Source organism: Pseudomonas putida group bacterium ESBL64 (assembly GCF_045277175.1).
Classification (GTDB): domain Bacteria; phylum Pseudomonadota; class Gammaproteobacteria; order Pseudomonadales; family Pseudomonadaceae; genus Aquipseudomonas; species Aquipseudomonas alloputida.
Genome location: NZ_CP145799.1, coordinates 2,101,279 through 2,128,247, shown reverse-complemented (window position 1 = coordinate 2,128,247; position 26,969 = coordinate 2,101,279). Strand labels below are relative to the sequence as shown.

The 26,969-nt window shown below is 60.9% G+C and carries 25 protein-coding genes; 23 read left to right on the top strand and 2 right to left on the bottom strand.

The window, feature by feature from the left end; all coding sequences use genetic code 11:
• Window positions 1-7: 7 nt before the first annotated feature.
• From V6093_RS09675 to V6093_RS09660, 4 genes are all read left to right on the top strand, one after another.
• Window positions 8-487, top strand: a complete 480-nt coding sequence (locus V6093_RS09675) for a histidine kinase (RefSeq protein WP_265980067.1) — start codon at window positions 8-10, stop codon at window positions 485-487.
• Between the two features lie 72 nt (window positions 488-559).
• Entirely contained in the window at window positions 560-1,885 is a 1,326-nt protein-coding gene (locus V6093_RS09670; protein WP_265980069.1) for an MFS transporter, read from the top strand.
• Window positions 1,886-1,979: 94 nt separating this feature from the next.
• A complete protein-coding gene (locus V6093_RS09665; protein ID WP_010954960.1) occupies window positions 1,980-2,276 on the top strand; it encodes a type II toxin-antitoxin system MqsR family toxin in 297 nt (98 codons plus the stop codon).
• A 2-nt stretch (window positions 2,277-2,278) separates the two neighbouring features.
• A complete protein-coding gene (locus V6093_RS09660; protein WP_003254235.1) occupies window positions 2,279-2,680 on the top strand; it encodes a type II TA system antitoxin MqsA family protein in 402 nt (133 codons plus the stop codon).
• A 71-nt stretch (window positions 2,681-2,751) separates the two neighbouring features.
• Here the strand turns inward: V6093_RS09660 and V6093_RS09655 are convergent, their stop codons facing one another.
• Window positions 2,752-4,434 (bottom strand): electron transfer flavoprotein-ubiquinone oxidoreductase, encoded by a 1,683-nt coding sequence (locus V6093_RS09655; RefSeq protein ID WP_012051718.1) that lies wholly within the window; start codon window positions 4,432-4,434, stop codon window positions 2,752-2,754.
• 535 nt (window positions 4,435-4,969) lie between these two features.
• On the opposite strand from V6093_RS09655, the gene V6093_RS09650 reads away from it, so the two are divergent.
• From V6093_RS09650 to V6093_RS09610, 9 genes are all read left to right on the top strand, one after another.
• Window positions 4,970-5,719, top strand: coding sequence for an electron transfer flavoprotein subunit beta/FixA family protein (locus V6093_RS09650; protein ID WP_003254232.1), 750 nt, complete (start codon window positions 4,970-4,972; stop codon window positions 5,717-5,719).
• 1 nt (window position 5,720) lies between these two features.
• Window positions 5,721-6,662: an electron transfer flavoprotein subunit alpha/FixB family protein gene (locus V6093_RS09645; RefSeq protein WP_047604111.1), complete on the top strand. Its 942-nt coding sequence runs from the start codon at window positions 5,721-5,723 to the stop codon at window positions 6,660-6,662.
• A 75-nt stretch (window positions 6,663-6,737) separates the two neighbouring features.
• Complete coding sequence (locus V6093_RS09640; protein ID WP_003254229.1) at window positions 6,738-7,559, top strand: ABC transporter substrate-binding protein; 822 nt, start codon at window positions 6,738-6,740, stop codon at window positions 7,557-7,559.
• Window positions 7,560-7,568: 9 nt separating this feature from the next.
• A complete protein-coding gene (locus V6093_RS09635; RefSeq protein ID WP_003254227.1) occupies window positions 7,569-7,922 on the top strand; it encodes a DUF4398 domain-containing protein in 354 nt (117 codons plus the stop codon).
• Window positions 7,919-8,731, top strand: a complete 813-nt coding sequence (locus V6093_RS09630) for an OmpA family protein (protein ID WP_047604108.1) — start codon at window positions 7,919-7,921, stop codon at window positions 8,729-8,731. The genes V6093_RS09635 and V6093_RS09630 overlap by 4 nt, the downstream gene beginning before the upstream one ends.
• Before the next feature lie 171 nt (window positions 8,732-8,902).
• Window positions 8,903-10,345, top strand: coding sequence for a PLP-dependent aminotransferase family protein (locus V6093_RS09625; RefSeq protein WP_003254223.1), 1,443 nt, complete (start codon window positions 8,903-8,905; stop codon window positions 10,343-10,345).
• A 64-nt stretch (window positions 10,346-10,409) separates the two neighbouring features.
• Window positions 10,410-10,844: a hypothetical protein gene (locus V6093_RS09620; RefSeq protein WP_047604313.1), complete on the top strand. Its 435-nt coding sequence runs from the start codon at window positions 10,410-10,412 to the stop codon at window positions 10,842-10,844.
• A gap of 129 nt (window positions 10,845-10,973) precedes the next feature.
• Window positions 10,974-11,228, top strand: a complete 255-nt coding sequence (locus tag V6093_RS09615; protein WP_003254220.1) for a YkgJ family cysteine cluster protein — start codon at window positions 10,974-10,976, stop codon at window positions 11,226-11,228.
• A gap of 33 nt (window positions 11,229-11,261) precedes the next feature.
• Window positions 11,262-11,867 (top strand): START domain-containing protein, encoded by a 606-nt coding sequence (locus tag V6093_RS09610; RefSeq protein ID WP_047604107.1) that lies wholly within the window; start codon window positions 11,262-11,264, stop codon window positions 11,865-11,867.
• 217 nt (window positions 11,868-12,084) lie between these two features.
• On the opposite strand, the gene gltA is transcribed toward V6093_RS09610, so the two are convergent.
• Window positions 12,085-13,374 carry a citrate synthase gene (gene gltA, locus V6093_RS09605; protein WP_003254218.1) on the bottom strand — a complete coding sequence of 430 codons (1,290 nt, stop codon included), beginning with the start codon at window positions 13,372-13,374 and terminating at the stop codon, window positions 12,085-12,087.
• Between the two features lie 352 nt (window positions 13,375-13,726).
• On the opposite strand from gltA, the gene sdhC reads away from it, so the two are divergent.
• The 10 genes from sdhC (at window position 13,727) to brnQ (ending at window position 26,780) form a co-directional block, all read left to right on the top strand.
• Window positions 13,727-14,113 (top strand): succinate dehydrogenase, cytochrome b556 subunit, encoded by a 387-nt coding sequence (gene sdhC, locus V6093_RS09600; protein ID WP_008091902.1) that lies wholly within the window; start codon window positions 13,727-13,729, stop codon window positions 14,111-14,113.
• The gene (sdhD, locus tag V6093_RS09595) at window positions 14,107-14,475 is read left to right on the top strand and encodes a succinate dehydrogenase, hydrophobic membrane anchor protein (protein ID WP_003254214.1); all 369 of its coding nucleotides are present in this window, start codon (window positions 14,107-14,109) and stop codon (window positions 14,473-14,475) included. The genes sdhC and sdhD overlap by 7 nt, the downstream gene beginning before the upstream one ends.
• A gap of 3 nt (window positions 14,476-14,478) precedes the next feature.
• Window positions 14,479-16,251 carry a succinate dehydrogenase flavoprotein subunit gene (gene sdhA, locus V6093_RS09590; protein ID WP_003254213.1) on the top strand — a complete coding sequence of 591 codons (1,773 nt, stop codon included), beginning with the start codon at window positions 14,479-14,481 and terminating at the stop codon, window positions 16,249-16,251.
• A gap of 11 nt (window positions 16,252-16,262) precedes the next feature.
• On the top strand, window positions 16,263-16,967 hold the full coding sequence (locus V6093_RS09585) for a succinate dehydrogenase iron-sulfur subunit (RefSeq protein ID WP_003254212.1): 705 nt from the start codon (window positions 16,263-16,265) through the stop codon (window positions 16,965-16,967).
• Between the two features lie 246 nt (window positions 16,968-17,213).
• Window positions 17,214-20,045 carry a 2-oxoglutarate dehydrogenase E1 component gene (locus V6093_RS09580; protein WP_003254210.1) on the top strand — a complete coding sequence of 944 codons (2,832 nt, stop codon included), beginning with the start codon at window positions 17,214-17,216 and terminating at the stop codon, window positions 20,043-20,045.
• 42 nt (window positions 20,046-20,087) lie between these two features.
• Window positions 20,088-21,311: a 2-oxoglutarate dehydrogenase complex dihydrolipoyllysine-residue succinyltransferase gene (gene odhB, locus V6093_RS09575; RefSeq protein ID WP_003254209.1), complete on the top strand. Its 1,224-nt coding sequence runs from the start codon at window positions 20,088-20,090 to the stop codon at window positions 21,309-21,311.
• A 93-nt stretch (window positions 21,312-21,404) separates the two neighbouring features.
• The gene (gene lpdA / locus V6093_RS09570; RefSeq protein WP_003254207.1) at window positions 21,405-22,841 is read left to right on the top strand and encodes a dihydrolipoyl dehydrogenase; all 1,437 of its coding nucleotides are present in this window, start codon (window positions 21,405-21,407) and stop codon (window positions 22,839-22,841) included.
• Between the two features lie 171 nt (window positions 22,842-23,012).
• Window positions 23,013-24,179, top strand: coding sequence for an ADP-forming succinate--CoA ligase subunit beta (sucC, locus tag V6093_RS09565; protein WP_003254205.1), 1,167 nt, complete (start codon window positions 23,013-23,015; stop codon window positions 24,177-24,179).
• Window positions 24,179-25,063: a succinate--CoA ligase subunit alpha gene (sucD, locus tag V6093_RS09560; protein ID WP_003254203.1), complete on the top strand. Its 885-nt coding sequence runs from the start codon at window positions 24,179-24,181 to the stop codon at window positions 25,061-25,063. The genes sucC and sucD overlap by 1 nt, the downstream gene beginning before the upstream one ends.
• Window positions 25,064-25,466: 403 nt before the next feature.
• Window positions 25,467-26,780: a branched-chain amino acid transport system II carrier protein gene (brnQ, locus tag V6093_RS09555; protein WP_003254201.1), complete on the top strand. Its 1,314-nt coding sequence runs from the start codon at window positions 25,467-25,469 to the stop codon at window positions 26,778-26,780.
• Window positions 26,781-26,969 lie beyond the last annotated feature (189 nt).

The window sequence follows — 26,969 nt, the reverse complement described above, 5'->3', positions numbered from 1 at the left end:
TCCGACCATGGTAAACAAGACCCTGCGCATTCTCATCGCCGATACACACCCGTGCCAGCGCCTGCAGCTGGAGCGGTTGCTCAATGGTTTGGGCTATTACCGGATAGCCCCAGTGGCCAGCTTCGAGGAGCTGCAGCGCCTGGTGCAGTGCGCCTTGCAGCCCTTTCACCTGTTGCTGGGCAATATTGAGCTGGCCAGCCATTGTGGCGTCGATCTGGAGCGCTTCTGCCGTGTCAGCACACAGATCCAGCATGCACTGCTTTACCATTCCAGCCAGTTGAAAGTGCCAGCAGTGCCGCAGGCCGAGCGCCAGGCGGTCAGCCTGAGCCTGCCTCAGGCGCCCGATAACGAGGCGCTGGAGACGTTCATGGCAATCATCGACGCACCGATGGTGGTCGGCAGGCTACCGCTGCCGGGCACCCTGCCGGCCAGTACAGTGCGGCCACGGCCGCGAGCCAACTTCGCGCATACGGTGTTCAACCGCTAGCGGTGCCGCCGGCGGGGCAATCGGGCAGCTATTTGATATGCTCTTGCCCTTTGCCGATCTGCGGACCCTGCCATGACTGCCATCGATACCGCTCGCCCGCCCCGGTTCAGCCGCGGCGACCATCGGACCCTGGGCCTGGCGGCGCTGGGTGGCGCGCTGGAAATCTACGACTTCATCATTTTCGTGTTCTTCGCGCTGACCCTCAGCCAGCTGTTCTTCCCGCCCGAGATGCCCGAATGGCTGCGCTTGCTGCAAAGCTTCGGAATCTTCGTCACCGGCTATCTGGCGCGGCCGCTGGGCGGCATCCTGATGGCGCACTTCGCCGACCACCTGGGGCGCAAGCGGGTATTCAGCCTGAGCATCCTGATGATGGCCCTGCCGTGTCTGCTGATCGGGGTGATGCCGACCTATGCCGACATCGGCTATGCCGCCCCGCTGATCCTGTTGGCCTTGCGCATCCTCCAGGGGGCTGCCGTAGGCGGTGAAGTGCCAAGCGCCTGGACGTTCGTTGCCGAGCACGCGCCCAACGGGCGGCGCGGTTATGCCCTGGGCTTTCTGCAGGCCGGGCTGACTTTCGGCTACCTGCTGGGGGCGCTGACCGCCACCTTGCTGGCGCAACTGTTCACCCCGCAGGAAATCCTCGATTACGCCTGGCGCTACCCGTTCCTGTTGGGTGGGGTGTTCGGTGTGGTGGGTGTGTGGCTGCGCCGCTGGCTCAGTGAAACACCGGTGTTCCTCGCCCTGCGCGCGCGCCAGGAGCAACCTGTGAGTTTTCCGCTGCGGCGAGTGCTGGGTGAACACCGCCGGGCATTGATCCCTGCCGCGTTGCTGACCTGTGTGCTGACCTCGGCGGTGGTGGTGCTGGTGGTGATCACGCCGACGGTGATGCAGCAGCGTTTCGGCATGACTGCCGGGCATACCTTCGCCCTCAGCAGTGTGGGCATCGTCTTCCTCAACATGGGCTGCGTGCTGGCCGGGCTGCTGGTCGACCGTGTGGGTGCCTGGCGCGCGCTGATGCTGTATAGCCTGTTGCTGCCGCTGGGTATTGGCGCGTTGTACGCCAGCCTGGTGGGGCAGTGGGGCATGACCTGGCTGGCCTATGCGCTGGCGGGGTTGAGCTGTGGCGTGGTGGGGGTGGTGCCCTCGGTGATGGTGGGGCTGTTCCCGGCGCAGATCCGCGTATCGGGCATTTCCTTCACCTACAACGTGGCCTACGCACTGTGGGCCAGTACCACGCCGTTGGCACTGATTGCGCTGATGCCGTGGAGCCCGTGGGTGTGTGTCGGGTTTTGTCTGATCATGGGCGCGGTGGGGCTGCTGACGGCCTTGTATTTCGGGCGTCGTGAGCCATTGGCGTTTGCGGCTGAGCCGATGCCGGTCATGTGTGGCGACAAATGAGCCGGTAACGGCTGCGGGGCATTGGGGCAGACTTCCAGGTGGGGGCTATTGGAATAACCTATTAGCCAAATTTAACCTGGAAGGTTAATTTCTCATGGAAAAGAGAATGCCTCATTGCCCGCTGGAGCGGGTAAAAGCCCTGGCTGCGGCAAGGCGAATCCGCCCTACGGGTGCTGCATTGAAAGGCGCCAAGGCGCTGGGAATGGATTTTCCGGGCATGCTTGAGGTGATCACCAGCTTGAAGCGCACTGATTTCTACAAGAGCATGACCAGCCATATTGACCACCGGGTTTGGCAGGATGTGTATCGCCCGCTTACAGCAATTGGGTACGTTTATTTGAAATTGTCCGTGGTAGACGACGTGCTCATCGTGTCTTTCAAGGAGTTGTAACCATGAGATGTCCAATATGCGGCGGCTCGGAGCTTGCACCTGACATTCAGGGCATGCCCTATAGCTACAAAGGCGAGATGACAGTGATCCCTGAGGTAAGTGGCGATTACTGCTCCGCATGTGGTGAATGTGTACTGAGTCATGATGAAGCCATGCGCGTCAGTCACTTGATGACGGCATTCGAGCGCCAGGTCAACGCAAATGTTGTGGATCCTTCCTTTATTGCCTCCATACGCAGAAAGTTCGACCTCGACCAGCGTGAAGCGGGGGAAATTTTCGGTGGTGGGGTCAATGCGTTCTCCCGCTATGAAAACGGCAAGACCACACCGCCAGTGGCGTTGGTGAAACTGCTCAAGCTGCTGGATCGCCATCCAGAACTCTTTGAGGAAGTGCGTACCGCCTGATAATGGCAGCCAACAAAAAGCCCCCGGCCCATAAGGACCGGGGGCTTTTTGTTGCCGCAAGGGCAGGGGCCTTACATGTTCGGGTAGTTCGGCCCGCCAGCGCCTTCAGGGGTGACCCAGGTGATGTTCTGGGCCGGGTCCTTGATGTCGCAGGTCTTGCAGTGTACGCAGTTCTGCGCGTTGATCTGGAAACGCTTGTTGCCGTCTTCCTGGGTGACCACTTCGTACACGCCGGCCGGGCAGTAGCGCTGGGCTGGCTCGTCGTACAGCGGCAGGTTGCTGGCGATCGGCACGCTCGGATCGGTCAGCTTCAGGTGGCAGGGTTGTTCCTCTTCGTGGTTGGTGCTGGAGAGGAATACCGAGCTGAGCTTGTCGAAGCTGAGCTTGCCGTCCGGTTTCGGGTAGTCGATCTTTTTCGAGTCGGCGGCCAGCTTGAGGCAGGCATAGTCCGGCTTGGTGTCGTGCAGGGTGAACGGCAGCTTGCCACCGAACCAGTTCTGGTCGACATAGTTGAACGCCGCGCCCAGCAGCGGGCCGAACTTGTGCATGGCCGGGCCGAAGTTGCGGCTGGCGAACAGTTCTTCGTACAGCCAGCTCGCCTTGAAGGCGCTGACATAGCTGTTCAACTGATCACCGCCTTCGCTACCGGCGATCAATGCGTCGGCCACTGCTTCGGCAGCAAGCATGCCGGACTTCATCGCGGTGTGGCTGCCCTTGATCTTGGCCACGTTCATGGTGCCCAGGTCGCAACCGATCAGCGCGCCACCCTCGAAGACCATTTTCGGCAGCGAGTTGATGCCGCCCTTGGCCAAGGCGCGGGCGCCGTAGCTGATGCGCTTGCCGCCTTCGAGGTACTGGCTGATCACCGGGTGGTGCTTGAGGCGCTGGAATTCGTCGAACGGCGACAGGTAGGGGTTGGCGTAGGACAGGTCGACGATCAGGCCGACCACCACTTGGTTGTTTTCCAGGTGATAAAGGAACGAGCCACCGGTGTTTTCCTTGGCCACCACGTCCAGCGGCCAGCCGGCGGTGTGTACCACCAGGCCCTGTTCGTGCTTGGCCGGGTCGATTTCCCAGATTTCCTTCAGGCCGATGCCGTAGTGCTGGACGTCGGACTCGCTGTCGAGGTTGAAGCGTTTGATCAGTTGCTTGCCAATATGGCCACGGCAGCCTTCGGCGAACAGGGTGTACTTGGCGCGCAGCTCCATGCCCGGGGTGTACAGGCCGTCCTTAGGGTTGCCTTCACGGTCGACACCGAGGTCGCCGGTAACGATGCCGCGGACCACGCCGTTGTCGTCGAACAGCGCTTCCTGGGCGGCGAAGCCCGGGTAGATCTCTACACCGAGGTTTTCGGCCTGCTGCGCCAGCCAGCGGCACAGGTTGCCCAGCGAGATGATGTAGTTGCCATGGTTGTGCATGGTCTTGGGCACGAACAGGTCAGGCACCTTGGTCGCGCTGCCGGCATCCTTGAGTACGTAGATGTCGTCGCGCTTCACTTCGGTGTTCAGCGGTGCACCGAGTGCTTTCCAGTCGGGGAACAGCTCGTTCAGGGCGCGGGGCTCGAACACTGCGCCAGAGAGGATGTGGGCGCCGACTTCAGAGCCTTTCTCCACCACGCAGACGCTGATTTCGCTACCGGCTTCGGCGGCCTTCTGCTTCAGGCGGCAGGCGGCGGACAGGCCCGCCGGGCCGGCGCCGACGATGACCACGTCGAATTCCATGTATTCGCGTTCCACTGGTTCTCTCCTACTCATCAAGGCTCGTGCTGTTGCTTTGTCTTATGGGTGCGGGGCATTCGCAGCGGTTCTACGCAACGGCGGAACTGTAGCTGGGCAAATGACGGACTACACCGTTTTGTCTTGGCCGCGCATTATATCTACACCACTTGGCGGGTCCAATACAAACGTTTGTTTGAATTTGCCGCAGGCCAGTAAAATCACAGGAACGCGGCTGGAGGGTGACCGATTTGCCGTATTGACCGGAATGGGTGTTACGGTCAAGATACGAGCGGTTTTACGTTCGCCGTAGGCTTGCAGCCGGGCGCAGGTACACCTCTAAAGACCAGGTGTGGAGCAGGGTTTTGCGGGCTTAGGCCGGTTTGTAGTGGAGTTTACACGCCACGACAGGAAATGACCCGTGAGGATTTGTCGCAAGAGTCCGAACAAGACTGTTTGGTCACTGTGAAGTTGCTGCCTCCCGATACGTCTTTAGAGGTGCCCTTGTACCCACGCGCATCGCAGGGCTCTGCCCCAGGCGACTATCTATTCACCGGAGAGTAACGAGGAATCCATGAAGGTTCTTGTAGCTGTCAAACGAGTGGTCGACTACAACGTCAAGGTTCGCGTCAAAGCGGACAACTCCGGCGTCGACCTTGCTAACGTCAAGATGTCCATGAACCCCTTCTGCGAAATCGCCGTCGAAGAAGCCGTGCGCCTGAAGGAAAAAGGCGTTGCGACCGAGATCGTCGTCGTTTCCGTCGGCCCGACCACTGCCCAGGAGCAACTGCGTACCGCCCTGGCCCTGGGTGCCGACCGTGCCATCCTGGTAGAAGCCGCTGACGAACTGAACTCCCTGGCCGTGGCCAAGGCGCTGAAGGCCGTTGTCGACAAGGAGCAGCCGCAGCTGGTCATCCTCGGCAAACAGGCCATCGACAGTGACAACAACCAGACCGGCCAGATGCTGGCCGCGCTGACTGGCTTCGCCCAGGGCACCTTCGCTTCCAAGGTCGAAGTCGCTGGCGACAAGCTGAATGTCACCCGTGAAATCGATGGCGGCCTGCAGACCGTTGCACTGAACCTGCCCGCGATCGTCACCACCGACCTGCGCCTGAACGAGCCACGCTACGCGTCGCTGCCGAACATCATGAAGGCCAAGAAGAAGCCGCTGGAGACTGTTACTCCAGACGCACTGGGCGTTTCCCTCGCCTCCACCAACAAGACCGTGAAGGTTGAAGCCCCGGCTGCCCGCAGCGCGGGCATCAAGGTCAAATCGGTGGCCGAACTGGTCGAGAAGCTGAAGAACGAAGCGAAGGTAATCTGATATGACTATCCTGGTTGTCGCTGACCTTCTACAAGGTCCGGAGAACGGTGCCGTAGCCCCGGCCACCCTGAACACTGTCGCCGCAGCCGCCAAGATCGGTGGTGATGTGCACGTGCTGGTCGCAGGCCAGAACGTCGGTGGCGTTGCTGAAGCCGCTGCCAAAATCGCTGGCGTTGCCAAGGTGCTGGTGGCTGATAACGCTGCCTACGCCCACGTCCTGCCGGAAAACGTCGCGCCGCTGATCGTCGAGCTGGCCAAGGGTTACAGCCATGTGCTGGCCCCGGCTACCACCAACGGCAAGAACATCCTGCCACGTGTTGCCGCGCTGCTCGACGTGGACCAGATCTCCGAGATCATCTCGGTCGAGTCCGCCGACACCTTCAAGCGCCCGATCTATGCGGGTAACGCCATTGCTACCGTGCAATCGAGCGCGGCCATCAAGGTGATCACCGTGCGTACCACCGGCTTCGACGCCGTGGCCGCCGAAGGTGGTTCGGCTGCCGTCGAGGCTGTTGGCGCTGCGCACAACGCCGGCATTTCGGCTTTCGTTGGCGAAGAGCTGGCCAAGTCCGATCGCCCAGAGCTGACCGCAGCCAAGATCGTCGTTTCCGGCGGCCGTGGCATGGGCAACGGTGACAACTTCAAGCACCTGTACAGCCTGGCCGACAAGCTCGGCGCCGCCGTCGGTGCTTCGCGCGCCGCGGTCGACGCAGGCTTTGTGCCGAACGACATGCAGGTCGGCCAGACCGGCAAGATCGTTGCGCCACAGCTGTACATCGCCGTCGGTATCTCCGGCGCGATCCAGCACCTGGCCGGCATGAAAGACTCCAAAGTGATCGTGGCGATCAACAAGGATGAAGAAGCGCCGATCTTCCAGGTGGCTGATTACGGCCTGGTTGCTGACCTGTTCGAAGCGGTGCCGGAGCTGGAAAAGCTGGTCTGATCCGCCTGCTTCACTTATAAAGAACCCGGCCCTCGTTTTGAGGGTCGGGTTTTTTTATGGCTTGAGGGGTGAGGGATGACGTTGCGCGGAACGGGCAGGGTGCTGGCATGTGTGGCGCTGTTGGTGTCACCACTGGCCATGGCCGCAGGCAAGTGCGAGCGCCTGGTGGCGACCGGCAGCCCTGATGCGCCGCCCTATTCGTGGCAGGACCCGAAAGACCCGAAGCACCTGGTCGGCGCCAACGTTGACCTGTTGCGCCAGGTGGCGGAAGAGCTGGGTGTGAAGGTCGAGGTGCTGAGCGCCGGTCGCCGTGATCAGGCGCTGGAAGAGGTGCGCAGCGGGCGCATGGACCTGCTGCTCGACACCCCCATGCAGGTGGAGCAACTGACCGCGCTGGACTACATCCATCCGCCGTTGCAGCTCAATGAGTACCTGGTGTGGACCCGCCATGATGCAGCGGTGACCTTTGATGGCCCGGCCGACCTGGCCAGGTACCAGGGCAGTTTGTCCGAGCGTGCGCGCCTGACCCCGGCCTTTACTGCGTTCGCCAAGGCCCAGCTCAAGCTGGTGCCGGCGCAGAACCTGACCCAGGCGTTCCAGAAACTGGTACTCGGCCAGGTGGATTATGTGCTGGCTGGCCGTTACTCCGGTATGGCCATGGCCCAGAGCCTGGGTATGAGCAATGACCTGATAGCCCGCGGCTTGCCGGTGGACAGGCCGGGCCTGTACCTGGCGCTGTCGCACAACTCGGCGTGCAATGACAGCTGGTTGCGTGGGCAATTGGCAAAAAAACTGACAGAATTGCCGATCTCTGGTGCATCCGAAGCTGTGCTGCAACGTAATGTCGAGCGCTGGAAAGCGCAGTTGCACGTGCCTGCGGACGCCCCCAAACACTAGGAAGATTGCGTGAGAACCCAACCACTAATCCTCGCCCTGGCCGTGCTCGGCCTGGCTGGCTGCGCCAATGATCCGGCCCCTGACGAGCAGATGCGCATTTCCGAACAGGCTCTGGACCAGGCCAAGGCCGTCGGCGCCACTGAGCAGGTAGAAACGCTGAAACTGGCTGAAGACAAACTGGCCCGCGCCAAGGCCAACATGCTTACCCAGGACTATCGCGATGCGCGCATGCGCGCCGAGCAGGCCGAGCTGGATGCGCGCCTGGCCGAGGCCCAGGTGCTGAACCAGAAGAGCGAAGAGCAGCTGCAGGTGCTGCAGTCGCGGGTCAAGCGCTTGCGCAAGCAACTGGAGGTGCAGCCATGATCCGTCGTACGCCTTTGGCTGCATTGGCATTGTTGGCGCTGACGGCAGGTTTGCAAGGTTGTGCCAGCCAGCGCAGCAGTGCCGCGCTGGATGAGGCCACCGCCGCCTTCCAGGGGGTCAAAGATGATTCCGATGTGCTGCGCAGCGCGCCGCGTGACGTGATTCGGGCGGGTGAATCGCTGGCTCGCGCCGAGCGCCTGTCCAGTTACATCGGCACCGGTTCTGATGTGCGGCATTATGCTTACCTCAGTCAGCGCTACAGCGAGATTGCCCGCGAGCATGCCAAGCTGGCGCTGAACCAGGAGCGCCAGGCCAAGCTCGACCTGGAGCGCCAGCGCCTGCAGCTGGCCTTGCGTGAGGCCAAGCTGGCCAGCGTGCAGCAGCAGGGCAAGTGGGTCGAGTCGCAGATTGCTGCGTTGGCTTCGGAGCAGACCGACCGTGGCTTGGTGATGACCTTGGGCGATGTGCTGTTCGATACCGGCAGTGCCGACCTGAAGAACTCGGCCAGCCGGACTGTGCTCAAGCTGGTGCAGTTCCTGCAGCTCAACCCGCGCCGGGTAGTGCGTATCGAGGGCTATACCGACAGTACTGGCGCGGGCGAGGAAAATCTCAAGCTGTCGCGCGACAGGGCGCAGTCCGTGGCCGACATGCTTGTGGACCTGGGCATCGATGAAAAGCGCCTGCAGGTCGAGGGCTATGGCGACCAGTACCCGATCGAGGCCAATGCTTCGGAGCGGGGCAGGGCGCAAAACCGACGAGTGGAGATCGTATTCTCCGATGACAAGGGTCGGCTCGCGCCAGCGCGCTGAGTCTTGTCGAAACGGGCCGCTTTGCGGCCCGTTTTATGTCGGTTTAATCGTTTCGACAGCGGTCACGCTGTTGTATTGTCGACTATGTTGCAATCTGTCCCAGTACACTTTGCAACTGTTACGGTATTCTCTACCGTCAGTGACCCGTACAAGAATAACGAGCATGTCGACATGACCAACCTGCTGCTGTACCAGCGTATCGCCCAGCAACTGGCCGATGATATCCGTCGCGGTGTCTACCAGCCAGGCGAGCGGGTACCTTCCGTGCGCAAGATGAGCGCCCAGCTCAACGTCAGCCATGCCACGGTGTTGCAGGCCTATGCCAATCTTGAGGACCAAGGGCTTATCCGGGCGCGGCCGCAGTCTGGCTATTACGTGCACCAGACCCCTGCCTTGACCGCGCAAACCCCGGACATCGCCCGGGTGGAACGCCCCGGCCTGGTCACGCGCGCCAGCATCATCCAGCAGGTGCTGACTGAGGCGCGCCGCGATGGTGTGTTCCCATTTGGCGCTGCAGTGCCGCATGTCGACTACCTGCCAGTGCGCGCCCTGCATCAGCAAATCGCCAAGGTGACGCGCTTCCACAGCCCGCGCGCCTTCAGCTACATGTTCAGCCCCGGTTTCGAGCCGCTGCGCCGACAGATTGCCATACGCATGCGCGATGCCGGCGTGCTGGTCGACCCGCGCGAAGTGATCGTGACCCATGGGTGTGTCGATGCCCTGCAGATGTCGCTGCGGGTGCTCACCCGCCCAGGTGACCTGATCGCCGCCGAGTCGCCGACCTATTACGGCTTGCTGCAGCTGGCTGACCTGCTGGGTTTGAAAGTGATCGAAATCCCCAGTGACCCGTCCACCGGTATCAGCCTCGAAGCCTTGCAACTGGCGGCTAACCAATGGTCGATCAAGGCGCTGGTGCTCACTGCGCGCTTGAGCAACCCGCTGGGCGGCACCGTTCCCGAAGAGCGGCAAAAGCAATTGCTGCGCCTGGCCTCGGACTTCGATATCCAGATCATCGAGGATGACATCTACGGTGAGCTGATGTTCGAGCAGGGCAAGACCAAGGCGCTGAAGGCGTTCGACCGGCTGGACCGGGTAATCTACTGTTCGAGCTTCTCCAAGACCCTGTCCCCTGGCGTGCGGGTGGGCTGGATGATCGCCGGGCGTTACCAGGACGAGATTCAGCGCCTGCAGACGTTTACCACCCACTCGGCCTGTAGCGTGACGCAGATGGGCGTGGCAGCCTACCTGGAGAATGGCGGCTACGACCGGCATCTGCGCTACATACGCCAGGAATATCGCAAGAACCTTAGTGCCTATCAGCTGGCAGTGCAGCAGCACTTCCCCGAGGGTACCCAGATGACCCGGCCGACAGGCGGCTTCATTCTCTGGGTGAGCCTGCCGGGTCGGGTCAATACCCAGGAGCTGCATGTGCGTGCGCTGGAGCAGGGCATCAGCATTGCGCCAGGACTGATATTCAGTAACACAGAGCAGTTCAACCACTGTGTCCGACTCAACTGCGGCATTCCTTGGAATAAGGAGGCCGAGCGGGCTGTGATTACGCTCGGTTTGCTGGCGCAGCAGTTGTGCAGGGAGACTGCGGTTACGCTTTTGTAAGGCTTGCAAGCTGCCTATGGAACAGGGAGCATACGCATTTTTCCTGCCAGTCTGTCCATTTGCCATGAACGTTTTGCGCTGCTTTGTTCTGATCGTGTGCCTTTTGCCGTTTTGCTGCCCGGTCGCCCCTGCCTTGGCTGCGCAACCGGCAAACGAGGTTCAGGCGGCTCAGGGTAAGCACGTGCCAAAAAAGGCGACAGCCAAGCCCGCGCACAAGCCGGTCAGCAAAGCGGTTGCCAAGCCATTGCCCAAGACAGGGCTGGACCTTAGCTTGCCCCTCGAGATGGTCAACAACCTTGAGCCGAATGTGGGCACGCTTTCCCCAATCCAGCGGCGCAAACCTTTGTTGCCGCCCATGTTCACAGAAAAGCCAGAGACCAATGACAGCCCGTTCCAGCTCAATGGCCGGCTGATCAACAACGAAATGCAGCTGCAACTGCGCAATGATAGCCGTCGTGAGGTGGAGGGCGCTGCCATCGATTTCGAGTATCGCCAATAGGCGAGAACTGACTGCTGGGTCACAGCAGATTTCATCGTGCCAGCAATTTCAAACGACTGTTTGAGCGGTTACTATCCAGGGACGTTCGTCCCGTTTTGTTCCAGGGAGTCCTGATTTTGGTGAATAGCCATGAAATGCCGTGAGGGCTGTGGTGCCTGCTGCATCGCCCCGTCCATCACTTCTGCGATGCCGCGAATGCCCAATGGCAAGCCGGCGGGTGAGCGCTGCCTGCACCTGACTGCGGCCAACCTTTGCGACCTGTTCGGCAAGCCCGAGCGGCCGGCGGTGTGCGGTGGCTTCAAGGCGGATGCCGAGGTGTGCGGCAGTGATCGTGACGAGGCAATCAGGATTCTTGGCTGGTGGGAGCAGATGACGGCGGCGTGACAGGCTGGATCTTCGACAACAAGGATAAACATGATGAGATCGTTCAAGCGTATTGCACTGCTGTGTGGCGTGGGTGTTCTGCTGTCGCCTGTGGCCTGGGCTGAAAACTGGCAAGTGGCCAAGAACGAGGACGGGATCAAGGTATCCCTCAGCGAAGTGGCGGGTTCCAAGTACAAGGCCTATCAGGGTGTTACCGTGATCAAGGCGCCGCTGGCCAAGGTGCAGGCGTTGCAGGAAGATGTGGTGGGTGCCTGCGCATGGATTCATGAGTGCAAGTTGCAGAAATTGCTCAAGCAAGAAGGTGACCAGACCTGGACCTACACCCAGTTCAATACACCCTGGCCGGTGACGCCGCGTGATTCGGTTTTGCATGTGACCACGGTCAAGGAGACGGACGGCAGCCTGGTGCGTAACCTGAAGGAAGAGCCGACCTATTTGCCGGAAGAGAAGGGCTTTGTGCGGGTGGCCAAGGTTGAGGGCTTCTGGAAGCTGGTGCCCAAGGGCGACAGCACGGAGGTGACCTACCAGGTGCACACCGAGCCGGGCGGCAGCGTGCCGGCAATGGTGGCCAACAAGTTCGTGGTGGATGCGCCGTTCAATACCCTGAAAGCTCTGCGCGAGCGGGCTGAGAAAAACTGAGGTTTAACGCGGCGCGCGGTCTCTGTGGGAGCGGCCTTGCGTCGCGAATGGGGCGCGCAGCGGCCCCCGAATCTTAGGCTTGGCGCAATATTGCGTGGGCTGCTTTGCAGCCCTTTCGCGACGCAAGGTCGCCCCCGCAAAGGCCGAACTGCGACCGGCAGGATTTACAATAAAAAAGGCTGCCCGAGGGCAGCCTTTTACGTTCAGCGATCAACGCTTACTTGCGGTCTTTCAGAGCAACGATGTCACGCTTCTGCTCACCGGTGTACAGCTGGCGCGGACGGCCGATCTTGTACGGGCTGGAGAGCATTTCTTTCCAGTGCGAGATCCAGCCCACGGTACGTGCCAGGGCGAAGATCACGGTGAACATGCTGGTCGGAATGCCGATCGCCTTGAGGATGATCCCCGAGTAGAAGTCGACGTTCGGGTACAGCGAACGCTCGATGAAGTAAGGATCGGTCAGGGCGATCTCTTCCAGGCGCATGGCCAGTTCCAGCTGCGGGTCGTTCTTGATGCCCAGCTCGCGCAGGACTTCGTCGCAGGTCTGCTTCATCACGGTGGCGCGCGGGTCGCGGTTCTTGTACACGCGGTGACCGAAGCCCATCAGCTTGAACGGGTCGTTCTTGTCCTTGGCCTTGGCGATGAATTTGTCGATGTTCGAAACATCGCCGATTTCATCCAGCATGGTCAGTACGGCTTCGTTCGCACCGCCGTGGGCCGGGCCCCACAGTGCGGCGATACCGGCGGCGATACAGGCGAACGGGTTGGCACCCGACGAGCCTGCCAGACGAACGGTGGAGGTGGAGGCGTTCTGCTCGTGGTCGGCGTGGAGGATGAAGATCCGGTCCATTGCCTTGGCCAGCACCGGGCTGATCGGTTTGATCTCGCACGGGGTGTTGAACATCATGTGCAGGAAGTTTTCCGCGTACGACAGGTCGTTGCGCGGGTACATCATCGGCTGGCCCATGGAGTACTTGTAAACCATCGCAGCCAGGGTCGGCATCTTGGCGACCAGGCGCACCGCGGAGATTTCGCGGTGTTGCGGGTTATTGATGTCCAGGGAGTCGTGATAGAACGCCGACAGGGCGCCGACTACGCCGCACATCACCGCCATCGGGTGAGCGTCGCGACGGAAGCCGTTGAAGAAGGACTTCAGCTGCTCGTGAACCATGGTGTGGTTCTTGACGGTACTGACGAACTGGGCCTTCTGCTCGGCATTCGGCAGTTCGCCATTGAGCAGCAGGTAGCAGGTTTCGAGGTAGTCGGACTGTTCGGCGAGTTGCTCGATCGGGTAGCCGCGGTGCAGCAGGATACCTTTGTCGCCGTCAATATAGGTGATCTTCGACTCGCACGAGGCAGTCGCCATGAAACCTGGGTCGAAGGTGAAGTGACCAGTGGCCCCTAACCCGCGGACGTCGATTACATCAGGACCAACGGTGCCGGTTAAAATGGGCAGCTCGACGGGGGCAGCGCCCTCGATGACCAACTGCGCTTTTTTGTCAGCCATGTGGCCTCCTATTAATGCTTGAAATCATCAGACAGACCCCCCACGCAGGGCCCGCACCACTATAGAGGGATAAATTCAGATGTCAATTTGCCTAAAGGCTTGTTGAATCAGGCATTCAAGCCTGATTTTTCCCGAAATTCTCGCCCATTTACGCCTTTTGTTCATTAAAGGCAATGCGCTATTTGGGCTACCCCGTCACGTTGTCATAAGCAGCCTAACTGTCTATACTCGGCACCCGACCGCCAGGGGCTTGCAAGCCCGAACTGCTGGGGGTCGCCGTTCCCTGGGTGGTGGGTACCTGACCAGTACACTTACCAACAACTTTGCCCTGATTCGCTAGGGGCTCTTCAGTGTGAAAAAAGCCGTGAAAAGCCAACGACCTGTAAACCTAGACCTAAGGACCATCAAGCTCCCCGTCACTGCGTACACGTCCATCCTGCACCGTATCTCCGGCGTCATCCTGTTCATCGGCCTTGCCATCATGCTTTATGCACTGGGCAAGTCGCTGGGTTCCGAGGAAGGCTTCGGTGAGGTGAAGGCGTGTCTGACCAGCCCGCTGGCCAAGTTCGTGACCTGGGGTCTGCTGTCCGCCCTGCTTTATCACCTCGTGGCAGGTGTTCGTCACCTGATCATGGACATGGGTATCGGTGAGACGCTGGAAGGCGGCAAGCTGGGCTCGAAAATCGTGATCGTCATCTCCGTGGTGCTGATCGTTCTGGTGGGAGTTTGGGTATGGTAACCAATGTCACGAACCTGTCGCGTTCGGGCCTCTATGACTGGATGGCGCAGCGCGTTTCTGCGGTCGTTCTCGCGGCTTACTTCCTCTTCCTGATCGGCTACGTGGTCGCCCACCCAGGCATCGACTACACCCAGTGGCATGGTCTGTTCTCCAACAACGCGATGCGGATCTTCAGTCTGCTGGCCCTCGTTGCCCTGGGCGCTCACGCCTGGGTTGGCATGTGGACCATTGCAACCGACTACCTGACGCCTATGTCGTTCGGCAAGTCGGCAACTGCGATTCGTTTCCTGTTCCAGGCGGTATGCGGCGTTGCGATGTTCGCTTACTTCGTCTGGGGTGTGCAGATTCTCTGGGGTATCTGATCCATGGCTAGCATTCCAACCATTTCCTTCGACGCCATCATCATCGGTGGCGGCGGCGCCGGCATGCGCGCAGCGCTGCAACTGGCTCAAGGCGGCCACAAGACTGCCGTAGTCACCAAGGTCTTCCCGACCCGTTCGCACACCGTATCCGCCCAGGGCGGCATCACCTGCGCCATCGCTTCGGCCGACCCGAACGACGACTGGCGCTGGCACATGTACGATACCGTCAAGGGTTCCGACTACATCGGTGACCAGGACGCTATCGAATACATGTGTCAGGAAGGCCCGGCTGCGGTCTTCGAACTGGACCACATGGGTCTGCCGTTCTCGCGCACCGAAACCGGCCGCATCTATCAGCGCCCGTTCGGTGGTCAGTCCAAGGACTTCGGTAAAGGTGGCCAGGCCGCCCGTACCTGTGCCGCTTCGGACCGTACCGGTCACGCGCTGCTGCACACCCTGTACCAGGGCAACCTGAAAGCGGGCACCACGTTCCTCAACGAGTACTACGCAGTTGACCTGGTGAAGAACCAGGACGGCGCATTCGTGGGTGTGATCGCCATCTGCATCGAAACCGGCGAAACCCTGTACATCAAGTCCAAGGCCACCGTACTGGCCACTGGCGGTGCAGGCCGTATCTACGCGTCCACCACCAACGCCCTGATCAATACCGGTGACGGTATCGGCATGGCCCTGCGTGCAGGCGTGCCGGTGCAGGACATCGAAATGTGGCAGTTCCACCCGACCGGTATCGCCGGCGCCGGTGTACTGGTCACCGAAGGTTGCCGCGGCGAAGGTGGCTACCTGATCAACGCCCACGGCGAGCGCTTCATGGAGCGTTACGCGCCGAACGCGAAAGACCTGGCCGGCCGCGACGTGGTTGCCCGTTCCATGGTCAAGGAAATCATCGCCGGCAATGGCGTGGGCCCGAACAAGGACCACGTACTGCTGAAGCTGGACCACCTGGGCGAGGAAGTGCTGCACAGCCGCCTGCCAGGTATCTGCGAACTGTCCAAGACCTTCGCCCACGTCGACCCTGTGGTCGCGCCGGTGCCGGTGGTTCCAACCTGCCACTACATGATGGGCGGCGTTGCCACCAACATCCATGGCCAGGCCATCACCATGGACGCCGACGGCCAGGATCACATCATCCCGGGCCTGTTCGCCGTAGGTGAAGTGGCGTGCGTATCGGTTCACGGTGCCAACCGCCTGGGCGGCAACTCGCTGCTCGACCTGGTGGTGTTCGGCCGTGCTGCCGGCCTGCACCTGGAGAAGGCGCTGAGCGAAGGCGTGGAATACCGCGACGCCAGCGACACCGACGTCGATGTTGCCCTGAACCGCCTGAACAAGCTCAACGAGCGTACCAGCGGTGAAGACGTTGCCAGCCTGAAGCGCGAGCTGCAGAGCTGCATGCAGAACTACTTCGGTGTATTCCGTACTGGCGAATACATGCAGAAGGGTATCGAGCAACTGGCCGGTCTGCGTGACCGTATCGCCAACGTCAAGATCAACGACAAGTCCCAGGCCTTCAACACCGCGCGTATCGAAGCGCTGGAGCTGCAGAACCTGCTGGAAGTTGCCGAAGCTACCGCCATCGCGGCGGAAGCCCGTAAAGAGTCCCGCGGCGCTCACGCCCGTGAAGACTTCGAAGACCGTGACGACGAAAACTGGCTGTGCCACACCCTGTACTACCCGGGTGAGAAGCGCGTTGCCAAGCGCGGCGTCAACTTTGCGCCGAAGACTGTTCCAGCCTTCGAACCAAAAGTCCGGACTTACTAAGGGTGGCTGCTATGTTGAAAGTCGAAGTTTATCGTTACAACCCGGACACCGACTCGGCGCCAAAAATGGAGTCGTTCGACGTCGATACCGGCGGCAAGGACCTGATGGTGCTGGATGTATTGGCACTGATCAAGGAAAAGGACGAGGGTTTCTCGTACCGTCGCTCCTGCCGTGAAGGCGTTTGCGGTTCCGACGGCATGAACATGAACGGCAAGAACGGCCTGGCCTGCATCACCCCGCTGTCGGCGGTGGTGAAGGGCGGCAAGCTGGTTCTGCGTCCTCTGCCAGGCCTGCCGGTCATTCGTGACCTGGTGGTCGATATGAGCATCTTCTACAAGCAGTACGAGAAGGTGAAGCCGTTCCTGCAGAACGACACCCCGGCCCCGGCCATCGAGCGCCTGCAGTCGCCGGAAGACCGTGACAAGCTGGACGGCCTGTACGAGTGCATCCTGTGCGCGTGCTGCTCGACTTCCTGCCCGTCGTTCTGGTGGAACCCGGACAAGTTCCTGGGCCCGGCAGCCTTGCTGCAAGCCTACCGCTTCCTTGCCGACAGCCGCGATACCAAGACTCAGGAGCGCCTGGCGTCCCTGGATGACCCGTTCAGCGTATTCCGCTGCCGCGGGATCATGAACTGCGTAAACGTTTGCCCGAAAGGTCTGAACCCGACCAAGGCAATCGGTCACGTACGTAACATGCTGCTGCAAAGCGGCACCTGATACAAAGCGTTGTACCTGCAGTAAGCCGAGGTGCGGGTGGTGAGCCCGCACTGAGGTAAAACCCGAACAAGGGCCCACAAAGCCCGCGTTCATTACCTATGAAGATATGAGACCAGCAGGGGCTTTCCGGGCTGGTACCCGGAAAATCAGCAGGATCCAAGTGGCGTGGTTCAGTCGCTGTTTTCGGACTTTTCCAGGTTTGCTGTGGCTCTCGCCGATCAGTCCCCTAATCGAGGGTGACCAAGCATGCAAGAAAGCGTGATGCAGCGCATGTGGGATAGCGCCCACCTTTCAGGTGGTAACGCTGCATATGTGGAAGAGCTCTACGAGCTCTACCTGCACGACCCTAACGCTGTGCCAGAAGAGTGGCGCACTTACTTCCAGAAGTTGCCAGCCGACGGCAGCACCGCTACTGATGTATCGCACTCGACAATCCGCGACCATTTCGTACTGCTGGCAAAGAACCAGCGCCGCGCCCAACCGGTTTCCGCCGGGAGCGTGAGCAGTGAACACGAGAAGAAGCAGGTTGAAGTTCTGCGACTGATCCAGGCCTATCGTATGCGCGGCCATCAGGCTGCCAAGCTCGACCCGTTGGGGTTGTGGCAGCGCCCTGCGCCCGTAGACCTGTCGATCAATCACTACGGCTTGACCAATGCCGATCTTGATACGACCTTCCGTGCCGGCGACCTGTTCATCGGCAAAGAGGAGGCGAGCCTACGCGACATCTTCGATGCACTCCAGAAGACATATTGTCGCACCATTGGCGCCGAATTCACCCACATCGTCGATTCCGAGCAGCGCAGCTGGTTCCAGCAGCGCCTGGAAAGCGTGCGCGGCCGTCCGGAGTTTTCCGCTGACGTGCAGGCCCACCTGCTCGAGCGCGTGACCGCCGGTGAGGGCCTGGAAAAGTACCTGGGCACCAAGTACCCAGGCACCAAGCGTTTCGGCCTTGAAGGCGGCGAGAGCCTGATTCCGATGCTGGATGAAATGATCCAGCGTTCCGGCTCTTACGGCGCCAAGGAGGTCGTGATCGGCATGGCCCACCGTGGCCGCCTGAACGTGCTGGTGAACACCTTCGGCAAGAACCCGCGCGAGCTGTTCGACGAGTTCGAAGGCAAGAAGATGAACGAGCTGGGCTCCGGTGACGTGAAGTATCACCAGGGCTTCTCCTCGAACGTGATGACCCCGGGTGGCGAAGTGCACCTGGCCATGGCGTTCAACCCGTCCCACCTGGAAATCGTTTCGCCGGTGGTCGAGGGTTCGGTGCGCGCCCGTCAGGACCGCCGCAACGACACCGTTGGCGACAAGGTGCTGCCGATCTCGATCCACGGCGACGCTGCGTTCGCTGGCCAGGGCGTGGTCATGGAAACCTTCCAGATGTCGCAGACCCGCGGTTTCAAGACCGGCGGTACCGTGCACATCGTGATCAACAACCAGGTTGGTTTCACCATCAGCAACCCACTGGATGCGCGCTCCACCGAGTACGCGACCGACGTTGCCAAGATGATCCAGGCACCGATCCTGCACGTGAACGGCGATGACCCGGAAGCCGTGCTGTTCGTCACCCAGCTGGCCATCGACTACCGCATGCAGTTCAAGCGTGACGTGGTCATCGACTTGGTCTGCTACCGTCGCCGTGGCCACAACGAGGCTGACGAGCCGAACGGCACCCAGCCGCTGATGTACCAGCAAATCAGCAAGCAGCGCACTACCCGTGAGCTGTATGCCGAGCAGCTGATCCAGGCCGGTCGCATCGACGCCGAGCGCGCTCAGGCCAAGATCGACGAGTACCGCAACGCGCTGGACAATGGCCTGCACGTGGTGAAAAGCCTGGTCAAGGAGCCGAACCGCGAGCTGTTCGTCGACTGGCGTCCGTACCTGGGCCATGCCTGGACCGCGCGTCACGACACCCGTTTCGACCTCAAGACCCTGCAGGATCTGTCGGCCAAGCTGCTCGAGCTGCCGGAAGGTTTCGTGGTCCAGCGTCAGGTGTCGAAGATCTACGAAGACCGTCAGAAGATGCAGGCCGGTGGCTTGCCGATCAACTGGGGTTATGCAGAGACCATGGCTTACGCCACCCTGCAGTTCGAAGGTCACCCGATCCGCATGACCGGCCAGGACATCGGCCGTGGCACCTTCTCGCACCGTCACGCGGTGCTGCACAACCAGAAGGACGCCAGCACCTACATTCCGCTGCAGAACCTGTTCCCTGGCCAGCCACGTTTCGATCTGTACGATTCGTTCCTGTCCGAGGAGGCGGTACTGGCCTTCGAATACGGCTACTCCACCACCATGCCGAACGCGCTGGTGATCTGGGAAGCCCAGTTCGGCGACTTCGCCAACGGTGCGCAAGTGGTGATCGACCAGTTCATCACCAGTGGTGAGCACAAGTGGGGCCGCCTGTGTGGCCTGACCATGCTGCTGCCACACGGCTATGAAGGGCAGGGGCCGGAGCACTCCTCCGCGCGTCTGGAGCGTTACCTGCAGCTGTGCGCCGAGCACAACATCCAGGTCTGCGTACCGACGACGCCGGCACAGATTTACCACCTGCTGCGTCGCCAGGTCATTCGCCCGCTGCGCAAGCCGCTGGTCGTCCTGACGCCGAAGTCGCTGCTGCGCCACAAGCTGGCCATCTCGACCCTGGAAGACCTGGCAGAAGGCTCGTTCCAGACCGTGATCCCGGAAATCGACGCAATCGATCCGGCCAAGGTCGAGCGTCTGGTGCTGTGCAGCGGCAAGGTCTACTACGACCTGCTGGAAAAACGCCGTGCCGAAGGCCGCGAAGACATCGCCATCCTGCGTATCGAGCAGCTGTATCCGTTCCCTGAGGACGATCTGGTCGAAATCCTCGCCCCTTACACCAACCTCAAGCATGCGGTCTGGTGTCAGGAAGAGCCGATGAACCAGGGTGCCTGGTACAGCAGCCAGCACCACATGCGCCGTATCCTGGGCCGCCACAACAAGGCACTGGTCCTGGAATACGCCGGTCGCGACGCTTCTGCCGCGCCAGCCTGTGGTTACGCTTCGAAGCACGCCGAACAGCAGGAAAAACTGCTGCAAGACGCCTTCACTGTCTAACGCCTTCGCGCACCTGAAACCGAATTTAAGGAAACACAGATAATGGCTATCGAGATCAAAGCCCCAACCTTCCCGGAATCGGTTGCCGATGGCACCGTTGCCACCTGGCACAAGAAGCCGGGCGAAGCCGTCAAGCGTGACGAGCTGATCGTCGACATCGAGACTGACAAGGTTGTCCTGGAAGTACTGGCGACTGCCGATGGCGTGCTGGGCGACATCGTCAAGGGCGAGGGCGACACCGTCCTGTCCGACGAATTGCTGGGTTCGATCGTTGAAGGCGGTGCTGCCGCCGCGCCTGCCGCGGCCGCCGCACCTGCAGCTGCTCCGGCCGCTGCCAGCGCTGACGCCGGCGAAGATGACCCGATCGCTGCCCCGGCTGCGCGCAAGCTGGCTGAAGAAAACGGCATCGACCTGGCTACCGTGGCAGGCACCGGTAAAGGCGGTCGCGTCACCAAGGAAGACGTGGTTGCTGCTGTTGCCAACAAGAAGTCGGCTCCTGCCGCTGCACCGGCTGCCAAGCCTGCCGCTGCTGCCGCTGCCCCGGTTGTCGTCGCCGCTGGCGACCGTACCGAGAAGCGCGTGCCGATGACCCGCCTGCGTGCCAAGATCGCCGAGCGTCTGGTCGAAGCCCAGTCGAACATGGCAATGCTGACCACCTTCAACGAAGTGGACATGACCGAAGTCATGGCCCTGCGTTCGAAGTACAAGGACCTGTTCGAGAAGACCCACAATGGCGTGCGCCTGGGCTTCATGTCGTTCTTCGTCAAGGCTGCCACCGAAGCGCTGAAACGCTTCCCGGCTGTCAACGCCTCGATCGACGGCAACGACATCGTCTACCACGGCTTTGCCGACGTCGGTGTTGCCGTGTCCAGCGACCGTGGCCTGGTGGTGCCGGTGCTGCGTAACGCCGAGTCGATGAGCCTGGCTGAAATCGAGAACGGCATCGCTACCTTCGGCAAGAAGGCCCGTGACGGCAAACTGTCCATCGAAGAGATGACCGGTGGTACCTTCACCATCACCAACGGTGGCACCTTCGGTTCGATGATGTCGACCCCGATCGTCAACCCGCCGCAGGCCGCCATTCTCGGCATGCACAACATCATCCAGCGCCCGATGGCCATCAATGGCCAGGTCGTGATTCGCCCGATGATGTACCTGGCGCTGTCGTACGATCACCGCCTGATCGACGGCAAGGAAGCGGTAACCTTCCTGGTCACTATCAAGAACCTGCTGGAAGATCCGTCCCGCCTGCTGCTGGACATCTAACCCTCTGGCTGCGTACCGTGCCGGGCCTGGCTTCGCGAGAAGCCATGCCGCGCGGTTCGCGGCTTGTAGCTTGTAGCTGATAAGGAATCTTTTATGACCCAGAAATTCGACGTAGTGGTAATCGGTGCAGGCCCAGGCGGCTATGTAGCTGCCATCAAGGCCGCACAACTTGGTCTGAAGACTGCCTGTATCGAGAAGTACACCGACGCCGAGGGCAAGCTGGCCCTGGGCGGCACCTGCCTGAACGTAGGTTGCATTCCTTCCAAGGCGCTGCTGGACAGCTCCTGGAAATACAAGGAAGCCAAAGAGAGCTTCAACGTCCACGGTATCTCCACTGGCGAAGTGAAGATGGACGTGGCCGCGATGGTTGGCCGCAAGGCGGGCATCGTCAAGAACCTGACCGGTGGCGTTGCCACCCTGTTCAAGGCCAACGGCGTCACTTCGATCCAAGGCCACGGCAAGCTGCTGGCCGGCAAGAAAGTCGAAGTCACCAAAGCTGACGGCACCACCGAAGTCATCGAAGCCGAGAACGTGATCCTGGCTTCCGGCTCGCGCCCGATCGACATTCCGCCGGCCCCGGTCGACCAGAACGTCATCGTCGACTCCACCGGCGCCCTGGAATTCCAGGCCGTACCGAAGCGCCTGGGCGTTATCGGTGCAGGCGTGATCGGCCTGGAGCTGGGCTCGGTATGGGCTCGCCTGGGTGCTGAAGTGACCGTCCTGGAAGCCCTGGACACCTTCCTGATGGCTGCCGACACCGCCGTGTCGAAAGAAGCCCAGAAGACCCTGACCAAGCAAGGCCTGGACATCAAGCTGGGCGCTCGCGTCACCGGCTCGAAAGTCAACGGCAATGAAGTCGAAGTGACCTACACCAACGCCGAAGGCGAGCAGAAGATCACCTTCGACAAGCTGATTGTTGCCGTCGGCCGTCGCCCGGTGACTACCGATCTGCTGGCTGCCGACAGCGGCGTGACCATCGACGAGCGTGGCTACATCTTCGTCGACGATTACTGCGCCACCAGCGTTCCTGGCGTGTACGCCATCGGTGACGTGGTACGCGGCATGATGCTGGCCCACAAGGCTTCGGAAGAGGGCATCATGGTCGTTGAGCGCATCAAGGGCCACAAGGCCCAGATGAACTACGACCTGATCCCATCGGTCATCTACACCCACCCGGAAATCGCGTGGGTCGGCAAGACCGAACAGGCCTTGAAGGCCGAGGGCGTTGAGGTTAACGTGGGCACCTTCCCGTTCGCGGCCAGCGGCCGTGCGATGGCTGCCAACGACACCGGTGGTTTCGTCAAGGTCATCGCCGATGCCAAGACCGACCGCGTTCTGGGTGTTCACGTGATTGGCCCATCGGCTGCCGAACTGGTGCAGCAGGGCGCAATCGCAATGGAATTCGGCACCAGTGCCGAGGATCTGGGCATGATGGTCTTCAGCCATCCAACCCTGTCCGAAGCGTTGCATGAAGCAGCGCTGGCGGTGAATGGCGGCGCCATTCACGTGGCCAACCGTAAGAAGCGTTAATTATAAGAAACCACGGCGGGCTGCCCGTCGTGAGTCTTGCGTGCATGACTCACCGCGGAAAGTCCGCCGGACCGGATCACACGGGAAACCCGGGGTCAACGGTCACAGGTGGTGCGGCGCCACTGATGGCGCAGCGCCGAAGCGCAGTACCTAACGAAGACGGTAAAAAGCATGAATCTTCACGAGTATCAGGGTAAGCAGCTGTTCGCTGAATACGGCCTGCCAGTTTCCAAGGGTTTCGCAGTCGACACCCCTGAGCAAGCTGCAGAAGCCTGCGACAAGATCGGCGGGAACGAGTGGGTTGTAAAAGCCCAGGTTCACGCGGGTGGTCGCGGTAAAGCGGGCGGCGTAAAGCTGGTTCGCAGCAAGGAAGACGCCAAGGCGTTCGCTGCACAGTGGTTGGGCAAGAATCTGGTTACCTACCAGACCGATGCCAACGGTCAACCCGTCTCCAAGATTCTGGTCGAATCCTGCACTGACATCGCCAAAGAGCTGTACCTGGGCGCTGTAGTCGATCGTTCGAGCCGCCGTATCGTGTTCATGGCTTCCACCGAAGGTGGCGTGGACATCGAGAAAGTCGCTCACGAAACGCCTGAGAAAATCCTCAAGGCCACCATCGACCCACTGGTCGGCGCTCAGCCGTTCCAGGGTCGCGAGCTGGCTTTCCAGCTGGGCCTGGAAGGCAAGCAAGTTCAACAGTTTGCCAAGATCTTCGTTGGCCTGGCCAAGCTGTTCAAGGATCATGACCTGGCGCTGCTGGAAGTGAACCCGCTGGTGATCAAGGCCGATGGCGACCTGCACTGCCTCGATGCCAAGATCAACATCGACGCCAACGCCATGTACCGTCAGCCGAAGCTGAAAACCTTCCACGACCCGTCGCAGGACGACGCCCGTGAAGCCCACGCTGCCAAGTTCGAACTGAACTACGTTGCCCTTGAAGGCAACATCGGCTGCATGGTCAACGGTGCCGGCCTGGCCATGGGTACCATGGACATCGTCAACCTGCACGGCGGCAAGCCGGCCAACTTCCTCGACGTTGGCGGTGGTGCTACCAAAGAGCGCGTTACCGAAGCGTTCAAGATCATTCTGTCCGACAGCAATGTCGCGGCCGTTCTGGTCAACATCTTCGGCGGCATCGTTCGCTGCGACATGATTGCCGAAGGCATCATTGGTGCAGTGAAAGAAGTCGGCGTTAAAGTTCCGGTCGTCGTTCGCCTCGAAGGCAACAACGCCGAACTGGGCGCTAAAGTACTGGCAGAAAGCGGTTTGAACATCATTGCGGCAACCAGCCTGACCGACGCTGCTCAACAAGTTGTCAAAGCTGCGGAGGGCAAGTAATGAGCGTCCTGATCAATAAAGATACCAAAGTCATCTGCCAGGGCTTCACCGGCTCGCAGGGTACTTTCCACTCCGAACAGGCCATTGCCTACGGCACCAAGATGGTCGGCGGCGTAACCCCAGGCAAGGGTGGCACCACCCACCTGGGCCTGCCGGTGTTCAACACCGTCAAGGAAGCCGTGGAAGCTACCGGCGCTGACGCTTCGGTCATCTACGTACCGGCTCCGTTCTGCAAAGACTCGATCCTGGAAGCTGCCTTTGGCGGCATCAAGCTGATCGTCTGCATCACCGAAGGCATTCCTACCCTGGACATGCTGGATGCCAAGGTCAAGTGCGACGAGCTGGGCGTGACCCTGATCGGCCCTAACTGCCCAGGTGTCATCACCCCGGGCGAGTGCAAGATCGGCATCATGCCAGGCCACATCCACTTGCCAGGCAAGGTCGGTATCGTTTCGCGTTCCGGCACCCTGACCTACGAAGCTGTGAAGCAGACCACCGACGCCGGCTTCGGCCAGTCGACCTGCGTCGGCATCGGCGGTGACCCGATCCCGGGCTCCAACTTCATCGACATCCTGAAGCTGTTCCAGGAAGACCCGAAGACCGAAGCGATCGTGATGATCGGTGAGATCGGCGGTTCGGCTGAAGAAGAAGCCGCGGCCTACATCAAGGCCCACGTGACCAAGCCTGTCGTTTCCTACATCGCCGGTGTTACCGCACCTGCGGGCAAGCGCATGGGCCACGCTGGCGCCATCATCTCCGGTGGCAAGGGTACTGCGGACGAGAAGTTCGCAGCCCTGCAGGACGCGGGTGTGAAAACCGTGCGTTCGCTGGCTGACATCGGCAAGGCCCTGGCCGAGCTGACTGGCTGGGAAGCCAAGAAGTAATACTGCTACACCCCCCACGCGCACAGAGGCCACCTTCGGGTGGCCTTTGTCGTATGTGGGGTTCGTAGGAGCGGGTTTACCCGCGAAGAGGCCGGTGCTGGCGATAGAGACTCTTCGACAGGTTTAATAGGAATTTTCATGCAGACGAATGTTTCAATCCGAGGATAATGCCTGCTGTCCTCGGTCGCGCAGACGACAAACATGTACGCACATCGGACAAGCAGCACTGTGCCAGTGCGTTTGACTGACAAAACAGTTACATTACGCGTTCACTCTGTGCCCGTACCCCAAAAGGGAACGACACGCTAAACGGGTCTGGCCTATCAAGCCGGGCAGCATTTCCCCTTACCCAAAGGGAAATCCCCTCTCGAATCCCGATTTCAGCAGTGTGGTACTACCTTAAATGAAAGTTCTCAAAGGCCAGGATATCCTGGCGCTTGGCTTTATGACGTTTGCGCTTTTCGTGGGTGCAGGCAATATCATCTTCCCGCCTATCGTCGGCCTGCAGTCTGGCCCGCATGTATGGATGGCTGCACTGGGCTTCCTGGTGACTGCCGTCGGCCTGCCGGTCATCACCGTGGTCGCCCTGGCCAAGGTCGGTGGCGGCATGGATGCCCTGAGCAGCCCGATCGGCAAGTTCTTCGGTGGCTTGCTGGCTGCTGTGTGCTACCTGTCGGTAGGCCCACTGTTCGCCACCCCGCGTACCGCGACCGTGTCGTTCGAAGTGGGCGTTGCACCGCTGACCGGTGAAAGCCCGCTGGCGCTGTTCATCTACAGCCTGGTGTACTTCATCGTCGTGCTGGCCGTGTCCATGTACCCTGGCAAGTTGCTCGACACCGTGGGCCGCTTCCTGGCACCGTTGAAGATCATTGCCCTGGCCGTACTGGGCATCGCTGCCTTCGCCTTGCCCGCCGGTACCATCGGTGACGCACAGCCTGCCTATGCCGCCGCTGCGTTCTCCAAGGGCTTCTCCGATGGCTACCTGACCATGGATACCCTGGGTGCCCTGGTGTTCGGTATCGTTATTGTCAATGCCATTCGCTCGCGCGGTGTCGAGTCGCCGAGGCTGATTACCCGCTACGCCATCATCGCCGGCCTGATCGCCGGTGTCGGGCTGGCCCTGGTTTACATCAGCCTGTTCCGCCTGGGTGCCACCAGCCACGACATCGCGGCGGACGCCACCAACGGTGCGGCGGTGCTGCATGCCTACGTACAGCACACCTTCGGCTCCCTGGGCAGCGGCTTCCTGGCCGTGCTGATCGCGCTGGCCTGCCTGGTAACCGCGGTTGGCCTGACCTGTGCCTGCGCCGAGTACTTCAGCCAGATCCTGCCGCTGTCGTACCGCGCGCTGGTGGTGATCCTCGCCGGCTTCTCGCTGCTGATTTCCAACCTTGGCCTGACCAAGCTGATCATGTTCTCGATCCCGGTGCTCACCGCCATCTATCCGCCGTGCATCGTGGTGGTTGGCCTGAGCTTCGTGAAAGACCTGTGGAACTCGCCAACGCGCATCCTGGCACCGGTGATGCTGGTATCGCTGTTGTTCGGCATGGTCGATGCGATCAAGGGCAGCAGCCTTGCCCACGTGTTGCCAGACTTCATGGCGCACCTGCCATTGAGTGATGCCGGCATGGCCTGGCTGGTACCTTCGGTGGTGACCCTGGTGGGTGCCGTGGCCTGCGACCGCATGCTCGGCAAGCCGCGCGAGGCGCTGGCCTGACCGGACAAGTCGAAGCCTGAGGGCGGCACCGGCCACAAGCCGAAGGGTGCCCGCCAAGGGTGAAAACAAGAGAGCCCCGTCTCCGAAAGGATGCGGGGCTTTTTGCTGTTTGCCTGTTTCGGCCGCTTCGCAGCAGGTAATGCATTTTTCAGTGTGCAGGTGTGCCTTTTGCCGCTTGCCAGCGTCGAA